General features: G+C 27.4%; 12 protein-coding genes. 3 read left to right on the forward strand and 9 right to left on the reverse strand.

Annotated features, from left to right (window positions below; translation table 11 throughout):
- Positions 1 to 10: 10 nt before the first annotated feature.
- From QK892_RS06060 to QK892_RS06070, 3 genes are read right to left on the reverse strand one after another with little or no spacing between them, the layout of a single operon-like run.
- Positions 11 to 1,162 carry a glycosyltransferase family 4 protein gene (locus tag QK892_RS06060; RefSeq protein WP_317272640.1) on the reverse strand — a complete coding sequence of 384 codons (1,152 nt, stop codon included), beginning with the start codon at positions 1,160 to 1,162 and terminating at the stop codon, positions 11 to 13.
- A gap of 4 nt (positions 1,163 to 1,166) precedes the next feature.
- A complete protein-coding gene (gene cps2T, locus QK892_RS06065) occupies positions 1,167 to 2,327 on the reverse strand; it encodes a beta 1-4 rhamnosyltransferase Cps2T (protein WP_317272641.1) in 1,161 nt (386 codons plus the stop codon).
- A 25-nt stretch (positions 2,328 to 2,352) separates the two neighbouring features.
- Positions 2,353 to 3,009, reverse strand: a complete 657-nt coding sequence (locus QK892_RS06070; protein WP_317272642.1) for a sugar transferase — start codon at positions 3,007 to 3,009, stop codon at positions 2,353 to 2,355.
- A gap of 520 nt (positions 3,010 to 3,529) precedes the next feature.
- Between QK892_RS06070 and QK892_RS06075 the strand changes: the two genes are divergently transcribed.
- From QK892_RS06075 to eutH, 3 genes are all read left to right on the forward strand, one after another.
- On the forward strand, positions 3,530 to 4,489 hold the full coding sequence (locus QK892_RS06075) for an LCP family protein (protein WP_317272643.1): 960 nt from the start codon (positions 3,530 to 3,532) through the stop codon (positions 4,487 to 4,489).
- Positions 4,490 to 4,663: 174 nt separating this feature from the next.
- Positions 4,664 to 6,262 carry an NTP transferase domain-containing protein gene (locus tag QK892_RS06080; RefSeq protein WP_317272644.1) on the forward strand — a complete coding sequence of 533 codons (1,599 nt, stop codon included), beginning with the start codon at positions 4,664 to 4,666 and terminating at the stop codon, positions 6,260 to 6,262.
- A gap of 11 nt (positions 6,263 to 6,273) precedes the next feature.
- Positions 6,274 to 7,482, forward strand: a complete 1,209-nt coding sequence (eutH, locus tag QK892_RS06085; RefSeq protein WP_317272645.1) for an ethanolamine utilization protein EutH — start codon at positions 6,274 to 6,276, stop codon at positions 7,480 to 7,482.
- 52 nt (positions 7,483 to 7,534) lie between these two features.
- Here eutH and QK892_RS06090 read toward each other — a convergent pair whose 3' ends face one another.
- The 6 genes from QK892_RS06090 to QK892_RS06115 form a co-directional block, all read right to left on the reverse strand.
- Positions 7,535 to 8,950, reverse strand: coding sequence for an alginate O-acetyltransferase (locus QK892_RS06090; RefSeq protein WP_317272646.1), 1,416 nt, complete (start codon positions 8,948 to 8,950; stop codon positions 7,535 to 7,537).
- Positions 8,951 to 9,058: 108 nt separating this feature from the next.
- A complete protein-coding gene (gene araD, locus QK892_RS06095) occupies positions 9,059 to 9,754 on the reverse strand; it encodes an L-ribulose-5-phosphate 4-epimerase (RefSeq protein WP_317272647.1) in 696 nt (231 codons plus the stop codon).
- A gap of 6 nt (positions 9,755 to 9,760) precedes the next feature.
- Positions 9,761 to 10,816 carry an NAD-dependent epimerase/dehydratase family protein gene (locus QK892_RS06100; protein WP_317272648.1) on the reverse strand — a complete coding sequence of 352 codons (1,056 nt, stop codon included), beginning with the start codon at positions 10,814 to 10,816 and terminating at the stop codon, positions 9,761 to 9,763.
- A 9-nt stretch (positions 10,817 to 10,825) separates the two neighbouring features.
- Positions 10,826 to 11,536: an IspD/TarI family cytidylyltransferase gene (locus QK892_RS06105; protein ID WP_317272649.1), complete on the reverse strand. Its 711-nt coding sequence runs from the start codon at positions 11,534 to 11,536 to the stop codon at positions 10,826 to 10,828.
- 2 nt (positions 11,537 to 11,538) lie between these two features.
- Entirely contained in the window at positions 11,539 to 12,738 is a 1,200-nt protein-coding gene (locus QK892_RS06110) for a CDP-glycerol glycerophosphotransferase family protein (RefSeq protein WP_317272650.1), read from the reverse strand.
- 162 nt (positions 12,739 to 12,900) lie between these two features.
- Positions 12,901 to 13,980: an amidase gene (locus tag QK892_RS06115; protein ID WP_317272651.1), complete on the reverse strand. Its 1,080-nt coding sequence runs from the start codon at positions 13,978 to 13,980 to the stop codon at positions 12,901 to 12,903.
- Between the last annotated feature and the right edge of the window lies 1 nt (position 13,981).

Genomic DNA, 13,981 nt, shown 5'->3' on the forward strand with positions numbered 1-13,981 from the left:
TCCTCAACATCTATCTATAATATTTTTCATATAACTCTTCAAAATTATAAACATAGCTCTCTAAAGAAAACTCTTCAGTTTGTCTATCAATAGAATTCTGGCTGAACTTCTTTCTTAATTGCTCATCTTCAACTAATATCTCTATCTTGCTAGCTAAATCATTTATATCTCTCACATTTGCAAAAAAACCATTGACTCCGTCTACAACCATCTCACATACCCCTCCATGATTATATGCTACAATAGGTTTTGCAGTGGCCATAGCTTCTAAGACTACTGTAGGTAATGGATCAGGATTAATACTAGGTAATACAAAGATATTAAATAAATTATATAAATTAGCTGTATCATTTCTATAATCACTTAATATTATTCTATCATTATTATCTAACTTTTTAATATTTTCTTTTAAATCATCCATTCTCCATTCTTCGCCTTCAAAAACTCCACCAACTACCATTGAATAAACATTCTCCTGTTTACCCATTAGAATGTCCATTGCTTTTACAAAATCATCTTGCCCTTTCCAAGAATTAACTCTACCTATCATTCCAACAATTATAGCATCTTCTGGAATACCAAACTCAACTCTCAAGTAGTTACAATCGTTTAATTCATTAAATTTATTATTATCTACTCCATTATATATAACATTTATATTTTTATTAAAATATCCAGAATCTTTTAGATGATCTGATACTGCATTTGAAACTGTAACCACTTCATCTGAAGACTTTGCTATTATATAACTTAAAACCTTATTCAATAATTTAGGTCTGACTATTATTTCATGAATATGCCAAATTTGAGGTATTCTCAAAAAGAATTTTATAATAATCCCTTCTAAAACTGCTGAAGTATTTGTATGTATTAAATCAATGCTTTTTTCTTTTGCAAATCTTATTAATTTTGCAGAATATTTAATATAATCAAAAAAATATTTACATATACCCTTTATATTAAAATATCTTCTTCTTAGTATAGGATAAGCTAGTATTTCTACATTAATGTTATTTTTTTTCAACTCCTTAACTAAATCTCCATCAGAAGGAAGAATAACAAATGGAGTAAATTTATTTTTATCAATATTTTTAAGAAGCTCAAGTAAAACTTTATCAGCTCCATATAGTTCCGCTCCTGCATGTAAAATTAATATATTCATATTTCTACCTTTCATCTAAAAATATATTTTCGTAATCAGTTACTATCTTGTCCCAAGTATAATTTTCTTTTATTATTTTCTTTGCATTTTCACTTAATGCTAATATTGAACGTTCATCTAATGAATCTACGCTGTTTATTAAATTTGTTAAGTTGCATGTTTCTTTATTAAAATATAATGCGCCATCTTTACCAACTTCTCTATTAAAGCTAACATCTAGTAACATATTCAATTTAGTAGTTGATAAAGCTTCTAGTAATGATGGATTAGTTCCGCCAACTTCATGTCCATGGAAATATCCATATGCATTTTTTCTTATTTCTTGTAATAAATCATTATCATAAACAGTTCCTACAAATTTAATTCTTGAGTCATTTTCAAATCCTGTTGTTCTTTTCAAATTATTATAAAATTTATTATTTTCTACATTGCATATTAAAACAAAGTCTTTGTTCGTATTAGACAAAAGAAACTCTCTTATCATTAACTCATAATTATTTTCTGGAACAAATCTACCTACTACTAGATAGTATGAATTTTTTGATATTCTATTACTTAAATACCATTTGTCCAATTTTTCTAAGGTTTCTTCACTAACATTTTTAAGTTCATTTGCCCCATAAGCTATATAAGTCGTATGTGGATTGTACTTTTTATAATCTCTATTTATATATTTTTCTATATTTATAGAATCACAAATTATTAAGTCTGAATTCTTTACCATTAACCTTTCAGAAAACTTCCAATATTGCCTAGTAATCCAATTCCACTTATCTCTCTTCCATTCATGTCCATCTGGATTAATATATATTTTTACTCCCAATTTCTTTGCAATTCTTTTGAAACAATTTAAAAAAGGACCTATTCTACATGCTAGTATGTAAATAATTGAATTTTCTTTCTTATTTACATTTATATAATCTAAACATGTACTTAAAGCTTTGACATCATAATAGATTGCCTTTGCTGGTCCTATGTTAGGTACATTGATGTTAAAACACCTTGCATTATTGTGAACAAACTCGGTATTATTATCACCCATACAAGCCACATGGTAGTTTATATCATCCGATATTTTTTTTTCTGTTATATTTTCAACAAAAGTTTCGAACCCACCATATTTAGCAGGAATACCTTTTGATCCTATTATAAATATATTATTCATAATCATACCTCGAACTTCCTATATATTATCTTGCGTTTTCATCTCCAAATAGTACAAAAAAAGTTTTAAATATAAGTTTAATATCTAACCAAAAACTTCTTTCATTTACATATTTAACATCTAGCCTCATCCAATCTTCAAAATCTATGCTATTTCTCCCCATTACTTGCCAATAACAAGTAAGTCCCGGTTTTACATTAAGGCGCTTTAACATCCAAGGTTCAAATTTTTTAACCTCGTTTGGCAAGCTAGGTCTCGGTCCGACTAAACTCATATCTCCTTTTAATACATTAACTAGCTGTGGTAGTTCATCAATGCTTGTCTTCCTTATAAACTTACCAATTTTTGTTATCCTAGGATCATCCTTTATTTTAAACATAGGTCCTGACATTTCATTTTGCTCAGCTAATTTTTCTTTTAACTCTTCTGCATTAGACACCATAGATCTAAGCTTATACATTTTAAACTCTTTACCATTTAATCCAATTCTTTTTTGTGCAAAAATAATAGGACCTTTTGATTCAAATTTAATTAAAATTCCTACAATAATTAAAATAGGACTTAAAACTAACAATCCAATTGCAGATCCAATAATATCAAGTGACCTTTTGGCTAGATTATATAAGAATCTACTTTCTTTTTCTTCAACTGCTGAATTAATATTATAATTAATATTATCCATACATCTCCCCCTAATTGCATTCTAATGTTTTATTCGTCATTATTATGTAAATTATCAAAAAATTCGCATTTAAGCATGTACAATTATATCATATATATTTTGTAAATCAAATCGTCATAATAAATGCAATTCCTATAATTTTGTTAATTTATATCTATTTCTTTTATTTATTTAAAGTTTATATTAAATACACTTTTTTCTTTAACATTTACATTTATATTAGTTACTTAAATTAATAAATTATTAATCTAGTTTGTCGAATTTAATATTATTTTTTTCCAAAATATACTTACAACAACATCATTCATCGCTTAAATTATTTCCATTATTTTCTATATTAATCAAGTTTTAAATAATTATTTTAATATATAATCTTTATAAGTACATTGTGATTATTATATATATCAAATCAATCTGAATAATTGAGATTAAATATAATATTTTATACATTTCCAATATTATCATATTTCTGATATAATATATCAGTATTTAAAACGATTATTGCAATGGAGGATACCCTATGAAAAAATTCTCATTAAAGAAAAAAATATTCTTATCTATTTTAGCTGTTATTGTAATTATTTTAGGTTCAATTTCAGCATATACATATTATCTTTCTAGCAAAGTAGAAAGAGTTGAAGTTGATAGAGATGAGGTAACTAATACAGGAAAAGAAGCACCAAAAGAAGCAGATGATGTTATAACCATAGCTTTATTTGGAAGTGACTATTCTGATTACTATGATGTTAGTTCTGCTGATGCCACTATGATTCTGGCAATTGATACTAAGAATAATAAAATAAAACTTTGTTCACTAATGCGTGATATTTATCTTGACTTACCTGATGGTGGAAAAATGAATTTAAACTATACTATTTTAGATGGTGGTCCAAGTTCAATATTAAAGGCAATAAATTATAATTTTAATTTGAAAATTGATAAGTTTGTACAAGTTGATTTAGAAAGATTACCTAAGATAATAGATGCTCTTGGTGGTGTAGAAATTGATATAACTCAAGATGAATTACAATATATTAATGGATATATTGATCACATTGATAAAAAGAATGGTACAGAAACAGAACATATTTATTCTGCAGGTACACAACTACTAAATGGAACTCAAGCAACTGCCTATTGTAGAATAAGATATACTGAAGGTAGGGATTTTAAAAGAACTGAAAGACAAAGAGATGTTCTAAATGCATTATTTGTTAAATTTAAAGATATAAGCTTAACTGAGATACCTGGAATGGTAAATAATATCCTTCCTTTAGTTACTACAAATCTAACTAATACTGAAATAATTTCTATTTCAACTAAAGCATTAGGTATGGGCTTAAACAATATAGAACAAGGAAGATTTCCTTCTGATTCAAATATTATTAGTGCAGGCTTTACTGATATGTATCATATTAATATAGATATTGAAGAAACTACTAAAGAGCTTAGTAAATTCTTATTCTCAATAGAAAACTAATTAAAAAGTTGTATTAAGATTTAATTGCATCTTAATACAACTTTTTTTGAATATCTCTTAAAACACGTATTTTATAAATTCAAATAATTCATTGTATTTTTTTTACATTTAACATATAATTAGATATGTTCATTTTTTGAATGTATTAATTTTACGGTAAATGAGGTGTGCTTTATGGATAATTCTAATAAAAATAATGTTAATAATGCAATAATTATGGCAGCAGGTCTTTCATCACGTTTTGCTCCCTTATCTTTTGAAAAGCCAAAGGGACTTTTAGAAGTAAAGGGAGAAATCCTTATTGAAAGGCAAATTAGACAATTACAAGAAGCTGGAATTAAAGATATAACCATAGTAGTTGGTTATAAGAAAGAAATGTTCTACTACTTAAAAGACAAATTTGATGTAGATATAGTTGTCAACAATGACTATAACATAAGAAATAATAATTCAACTTTATATGCTGTAAAAGAAAGGTTAAAAAACACATATATATGTTCCTCTGATAACTATTTCACGAAAAATGTATTCGAAAGTTATGTTCCTTATTCATATTATTCAGCTGTTTATGAAAATGGTCCTACTGATGAATATTGCATTACTACTAATAGTGATGACATTATAACGGATGTCACTATAGGTGGAAGCAATTCATGGGTAATGTTAGGACATGTTTATTTTTCAGAGGAATTTTCGAAAAAATTTGTTGAAATTTTAGAAAGAGAATATAATAATCCAGGAGTTGACCAAATGTTATGGGAACAAATATACATTAATCATCTGGATGAATTAAAAATGAAAATTAAGAGATATGAAAGTAATGAAATTTTAGAATTTGACTCATTAGAAGACTTAAGAAAATTTGATGAATCTTATATTACTGATAGCAGGTCTAAAATAATTAAAAATATCTGTAAAATTTTAGAATGTGATGAGACTGCTCCTTGTAACTTCACACAAATAAAAAAAGGCTTAACTAATGTTTCTCTATTATTTGAAGTTAATAATAACAAATATATATATAGACACCCTGGTGATGGAACAAAGGATATAATAAATAGAGAAAGTGAATGTTACTCACAAAACATAGCTAAAGAGTTAGGGTTAGATAAGACATTTATTTATATGTGCCCTACTGATGGTTGGAAAATTTCACATTATCTAGATAACAGTGTTGATTTTGATTATAATAATAAACAGCTTTTAAAACAAGCAATGTCTATAGTAAAAAAGCTTCACGATAGTAATATTAAATCTACTTGGGAAGTTAATCTATTTACTCAATCAGATACACTTTTAAATCTAGCATTAAGAAATCTTGAAATACCTTCTACTTATAAAATAGACAATATAAGAGGAAAAATAGAGGAATTATATAATTATTCAGAGTGCGATGGAATAGAAAAAAGATTGTGCCATATTGATTGTTATGATACGAATTTCTTAACAGATGGTAAAAGCATGTACTTAATAGATTGGGAATACTCAGGCAATTCTGATCCTGCTTGTGATATTGGTACATTTATATGTTGTTCTGAATATACAACTGATGAAGCAATGGAGGTTCTAAGAATTTATTTTGGTAGAGAACTAAGCCCTATTGAAGAGCGCCATTACGTTGCATACATTGCTATTTGTTCTTACTATTGGTTTATCTGGGCTCTATATAAAAAATCTATTGGTGACAATTTAGAGTACTATTTAAACTTATGGTATAACTATTCAATTACTTATAGCAATATTGCATTAAATTTATATAAAAATGTAAAGTAGAGGTATTACTTATGAACATATTAGGCAATATTGTTGTATATATTATTATGATTTGTGCAATAATTGGTGCCATTGCATCAATTGTTAAAGAAGATAGTGAACTTGGAAATCAATTTTTAGAAGGAATAAATTCAATAGGAGCAATTTTTTTACCTGTTGCTGGAATCATGGCTTCTGCTCCATTTATAACAAAATTTGTTTCCACCATTTTTGGTCCAATATTCAAAGCTGTAGGTGCTGACCCCGCAATGGCTGCCACTACTTTTATTGCTGTGGATATGGGAGGTTATCAATTAGCCAATGCCCTAGCTTCTACAAAGGAGAGCTGGATAATGGCGATGATAACTGGCTATATGGCAGGTGCAACTATTGTATTTAGTATCCCTGTTGGACTAAAAATGATACAAAAAAAAGATCAAAAATATTTAGCCCTAGGAATTATGTCTGGTGTATTAACTATTCCTGTAGGTGTCCTAGTTTCCAGTTTATTTATTGCTATAAGTAAGCCTTATATTAGGGAAGTAATAAGTACTGATTCTGCTGCAACTTATCAATTAATGTTAAGTTATATACAGATATTTAAAAACTTAATCCCATTAATAATTATTTGTGTGGCAATTGCTATTGGATTATTATTAAAACCAGACTCAATGATAAAAGGATTTATTATTTTTGGTAAAACTATGGATTCAGCACTAAGATTAATTTTTGTATTTTGTGTAGTAGAATACTTTACTGGATTCTTTAGTAAAATATTTGGTGTATGGGGCTTTGATCCTATAATAGCTGACTCCGTTGATCAAGTGAGAGCTCTTGAGGTATCTGGTGCTGTAGGAATAATGCTATGTGGTGCTTTCCCTATGGTTTACCTGATAAAAAAATATTTATCAAATCCTTTAAATAAAATTGGGAAAAAGTTTGGTTTATCTACAGATGCTACAACAGGTCTTCTTGCTGCTGCTGCAAATGTACTAGCACTCTTTGCAATGATTAAAGATATGAAAGCAGAAGATAAAGTAAAAACTATAGCATTTTCAGTATGCTGTGCCTTCCTTATAGGTGACCACTTAGCCTTTACGGCAAACTTTCAGCCAAATTTAATTTTACCTATTATGATTGGAAAATTAGTTGCTGGTATATTAGCTATAGTAATTTCTATAAAAATTTCAGTTCCTAAAGCTATAAAATTAGAATCAGAAGATTTAACAATGAATAAATGATAAATATAAAGTGCATCTAACTAGTTATTCTATTAGATGCACTTTCTTATATCTAAATCTCTACCTTTTGATATCTTTCTTCATCATTAGATACGAAATATAATTCAATATTATCTACACTAGATAACTCTGAAGTAATTGCTGAAAATTCTACATATAAGTTGTCCTCATCACCAATTACTTTACCATCTAATATCCTATTATTAACATTTGCATAAGCATATAATAAGTCATCACTTTCAATAGGTATTGTAATATTTGTTATATTTTCACCTGAAGACTCAATATTGTTGATATCAGCCTTTACAAAGTTATCTTCTGTTAGATCATCATAATTTCTAAGGTTTTTGATATATTTTTTTTCTTCCATCATTGTTATTGGATAATGATATCCTGTATTAGTATATTCAGTCGATTCGAATAAAACTATATCTGGCTTATAAATATTAATGTAGTATTCATAATCAATTACATTTCTATAATTGTGTATCTTCATTACTTCTGAAAAGTTTCCAGTAATAAATTTCTCTTTATTATTAAAGTAACTTCCAGCAAATATTAATAATCTAGGTGCTTCAGTATTAGTTAAATTTTTATAATGAGTAAAGTATCTAAAATTCTCGTGCCTATATATTTCATCTTCATAATCCTGGATATACTCTAGGTTATATTCTTTTAAACTATATGTTTTTGTTTCTTCATTAATTCTAAAATTAGATGAAAGTAATGTTTCATTAATAATACTTTCTGATTCATACTTATTAATATCAAATCTTCCAACTCTACTATCTAATTCATTAAGCCTATCTATTATTGCTGAGATACCAACTATGGCCCCTGTTTCATTCCAATGTCCAGCATCAAACTTTTTATCATATAATAAAATATCCTTTAATAAGGGATTTTCTTTTGCTTCTAATAATGTATCAACATTACTTAAGTAATTAATACCTTTTTCATTTAAAAGTTCTATAAAATAATCAAGATTTTCATTACTATTATTATATCCATTTGGTAAATATTCTGGATAAATAGTTGATTTACTTGGCTCTAAAGTATATAAAAATTTTATATTTCTTTCCTTACAATATTCTTCAAAGTCTTTTATAAAGCTAGAAAAAATCTCTTGAAATCTTAAATCTACTTTATTTTCTGGTAATTTAAGGTATACATATCCCTCTTCCCCATACTGATAGGTTGGATGAACCATTTCCTTAAATACTTTGTCCATAGCTACAGTATATATGTTCACTATTTCTTCCCTAAAGCCTATCCTATCATTAATATACTTCTCAATATTACTAAAAATACTTTTAGTATCATCTGTATCTTCAAATATATCTTCAAAATCTAACAACATTCTATTATCTATTTTTGAAGTTTCATTATTTTTCAAATTTATATTAACTATTGGTAATATAATAATTAATATAAATAATAATATTTTACCAATATAAACTTTTTTCATCTTGTCCACCTTTCTTAATCTTTCAAAAATAATTTATTATTCTTTTTCATATATCATATACTTCTAATAAATAAGGCAGATTTCTACTATAGAAACCTACCTTATTTGTCACTTTGAATCTTGCCCATAATAAGCATTTTTCCCATGTTTTCTAAGAAAATGTTTATCTAATAAAACTTGATCCATACTTTTTAATGTATTATTAATTAATTTACTATTTAAAGCCATTTTAGCTACTTCTTCTAATACCACTGAATTTTCAACAGCTTTTAAAGGACTTTCTCCCCATGTGAATGGTCCATGACAATTTACTAATACTGCCTTCATATCCTTAGGATCAATATTATCAAATCTTTCTACAATGACTTTTCCTGTTTCTTTCTCATAATCAGTTTCTATTTCTTCTTTAGTCATTTTTCTTGTACATGGAATATCACCATAAAAATAATCAGCATGTGTAGTTCCTAATGCAGGAATATCTACTCCTGCTTGTGCCCAAATAGTAGCATATGTGGAGTGAGTATGAACCACTCCATTTATTTCTTTAAAATTTTTATATAATTCAATATGTGTCATAGTATCAGAAGATGGTTTTAAATTTCCTTCTACTACATTACCATCAAAATCTACAACTACCATATCATCTTTAGTCATCTTATCATATTCTACTCCTGATGGCTTAATTACAATGAGATTTTTTTCTCTGTCAATTCCAGAAACATTTCCCCATGTAAAAGTTACAAGATTGTATTTAGGTAAAAGCATGTTCGCTCTAAAAACTTCTTCTTTTAAATTTTCTAACATATTCTTTTACTCCCTTTTAAGTTCTTTCTTAATATTTAATATTCTACTTATTCCATCCCTTGGTAATACACTAGCTTCCCATCCTAGTGATTCTAATTTTGATGAATCTAAAATCGCTTTATTTATTTTAGTAAATACGCTTTTTTCAGTATTACTTGGTAACTCAAAAATAACCTTCTTCTCTGATAACTCTGCTATAGTTTCCGCCATTTCCCTTATTGAGACATTCGAATTCTTATTGGAAATATTATAGGCTTCTCCTGATTTACCAACTAAAAGCATATACAATAATCCCATAACACAATCTGAAAGATAACAATAAGATCTTATTTGACTACCTTCACTTTTCATAATAATATCATTGTTGTTTAAAACATTATTGATAAATTGACATAAAGCTCTATTGTCTTTTTCTGTATAAGTTGGTCCATATATATGTCCAGGTCTAGCAACACAGAAATCTATATTGTATTGCTTTAAGTAAGTAGCACATAAAGTTTCCGCCGCACGTTTACTTGATGGATAACATGCTCTAACATCTAAAGGATTAACATATCCACTATCCGTTTCATTAAAGCTATCTTTTGATAAATCATCGCCATAAACTTCTGAAGAAGATATATATAATAACTTTTCAACATTATTATCTTTAGAATACTCTAGTAAGTTATACACGCCAAAAATATTACCAGTCATAGTTCCTACAGGATCCTTTAAAAATTCCGCTGGTACTGCATTGCTAGCTCCATGGATAATATAGTCTACTTTATCTTCTACATTTAACTTTTTAGAAATATCTTGTTTAATAAACACAAAGTCTTCTCTATCAAAAAAACTTTTAAATCTAGCTTTTAATCTTTCTTCGTTTCTTCCTAAAGCATATACTTTTATATTACTATTTAGCTTTATATTTCTATACATTAGTAAATCTATTAGATAAGAACATATTAATCCATTTGCTCCTGTAATTAAAATCTTTTTATTATCAAGTTTTTCCCAAGGAAGATTAGCCGTAAATAATGATTCAAGCTCTTCTTTATATAAATCTATATTTATATACATAAGCTCCTCCTACTTAAACCAATCAGCATTCTTAGCTGTTAATAAAGCCCTAAAGATTTCAAAGTCATCTGCAGTTGTCAATTTTATATTCTTTTCTGACCCCTTAGAAAAATATACTTTTTCTCCAAGCTCTATCATTAATGTACAGCTAGCTACTGAATTAGTTATACCTCTTCTTAAAGCTTCTTCATGAGCCTGTTTTAACTTACCTACTGGAAAAGCTTGTGGAGTTTGGGTTCTTAATAATTCATCTCTAGAAATTATCTTATCTGATTGTAGCTTATCTGGCGTAAATAACATTGCCTCTGCACAAGGAATTGATGTTATTGCAGAGCCATATTCTTTACAGGTCTTAATACAATCAGAAATTATTTCATTTGATAGCATAGGTCTAATTGCATCATGTACTAAAATAATATCCTCTGGAGAAAAACTTTCACTTATGCTATATACTCCATTCCTTATTGATGATTGCCCATTATCTCCACCTGATACTATTTTGTGAAGTTTTGTAATATTAAATTGTTTAGCATAGGCTGATAATATATCGTGCCATCCTTCTAAACATACTACTTCTATCGCATCAATTTCATCATGATTTTGAAAGGCCTCTAATGTATATATTATTACTGGCTTATCATTAACATTAATAAATTGTTTTGGTATATCTTGGTTTGTACGTTGGCCTACGCCACCAGCTATTATAAGTGCTATATTCATAATTAATCTTCCACCTCATTGTTTAAACTTTTAATCTTTTCAACTATTAATTTAGCTGCTTTCCCTGATTCCTTTAACCCTACTTTATTATGAAATTCTTCAATCTTTAACTTATATTTTTCCATATCAAAGTTTATAATATTATTCATGAGTTGTTCATTATCCTCAGCTATTAAAAATGGTAATTCTTCTAGCTGAAAATAGAATCCTCTATCATTCATATAGCTTTCTTTATCTGAAGCGTATATAAATGTTGGTATTCCAAGCATTTCTGAATCAAATACACAACTTGAATAATCAGATATTAATGCATCAGAGGCAATTGCAAGCTCAACCATATCTGGATACAATGTTCCATTTATTATATTTTCATCATAACTTATAAAGTCAACTTTATCAATTAAATTAGGATGAAGTCTAATAATTGCTACCCATTCACTCTTAGTTTTTTCTTTTAAAGTGCCTAGTACAGATTTAAAATCTATATTATAACAGTCAGTTGATCCATCTACCCTAAATGTTGGTACATATAATAATATCTTTTTATCTTTACTTACTCCATAATATTTATGAACTTTCTCAGATATGTTCTTATTATAATTAAAAAGTATGTCATTTTTAGGACACCCACACTCAAGAATTTCCCCATCATACCAGAAAGCTCTCTTATATAAGTCAGTTAAATATGTAGAATTAGATATCATTAAATCTATCATCTTAGAATCTTTTTTTGCCATATTTAAATAGCCTTTACTTAGGGCCTCTTCTACATCGCCTTCTATCTTTTTAATTCCAAGCCCACCATGCCATGTTTGAATATAATATTGATTTTTTCTTTTTCTAATATATTCAGATTTTCTAACATTATCTATCCATATTCCTGCTGTTGCTAACTCATAAATAGCTTTAAAAGTTCCATATTCTACAACTCTTATTTCTGATGGAATTGTCTTTACATCACCTATTTCTTTATCAACTAACCAAACCATATCGTAATTCAAATTTTGTTTTATTATTTCTTCTGCAATATACTTAGGATTATCTCCATAGCCTCTCCCTATAAAGTTGCTAAAAACTATTTTATTAGATTTTATAGGAAATATTCTAAATAAATAAAATAAAATTTCGTCTAAAATTATTTTTAATCTTGTTTTAATTTTTTTAATGCTTAAACCTTTTAGCTTTTTTATATATGAATTCATAAAATAATGCTCCCCCTACAAAGTTTTCCTTATACATAAGTAAACTTTATTTAAGTATTAACATTTTAAATTATATCATATATATAATATAAAACAAATAATCTACTAATATCTAAAGCAAATTACCCTAAGGAGGTAAATCACTCCTTAGGGTATTAAAATTTATAATTTTATAGGTTCAACAAACTTATCTCTTCTAATAAAATACCTTTGAAAAATTTGATTTTTCTCTATTAATGAATCTAATTCCTCTGCTAAATCAAAAGCCTTAAACATACCTTCTCTTCCATGCTTTCCACAAATAACAAAGCCACTTGCTAATTTTTCTCCTGGAATTGTTATTCCTGTGCATTTACACATATTAATAGCTTTAACTAAGGCTTTTCCACCATCAGATGTAATTTCTTTTTCTGCTATCCCCTTAAAGTTTCTTTGTATAGTTTCATCATAACCATAAACATCTATTGGTCCTTCATAGGTTAATATTATATCTGCTAGATCATTATCAAAAATATTATTTATTTCTTTAATAGAAATACTTCTTTCATATATATTATCAAAATTATAGTCTATAAATTGAAATCTTATATTATCTAGATTCTCTATTGCCTTATCTATTTCTTCTCTCATATCTGAACCATCAGGTAGTTTCAATGAGTTTTCTTTTGGAATTACAATTCTAATAACTTCATCCATACTTTTTATTTTTTCTTCTAATATATCTTCTACTACTTCCTTTAATATAAGTAAATTCTTAGATATTATTCCAATTCCACCACTAAAGGATATGTTATCTGTGGATAAACTTCCTTTACCTGTAACTAAATTAACTCCTGATCCAATAAATGAATATAAATTCGTACTAATGGCAGGGGCTAGAACTGAGCCCCCACCATCTGTACCTATTCCAAAATCATTTATTCCCTTAATTATATTAATCGCCGTGCCACTACTTGAGCCAGTCATACATCTATAAGTTAAGGGATTTACTAAATCTGTATCTATACTTCTCCCTAAGTGAGACATCTTATCGACAGATAAGAATAAATATTTTGAATTTTTCATCAATTTATCCACTATTGATACTGGGATATCCACAGTATTTTTTACACCAAAGGTTAAAACATCCTCAATTTTTTCTTTTGCTTCAATTTCTAAATTATTATTTATTGATACTACTGACCTATATAAATTTTGTTCTGCTAATACCTTTGCCCTAAAAATCTTAGTATCTTTATCCATA

It is taken from the genome of Clostridium lamae (assembly GCF_033043255.1).
Lineage (GTDB): Bacteria > Bacillota > Clostridia > Clostridiales > Clostridiaceae > Clostridium > Clostridium lamae.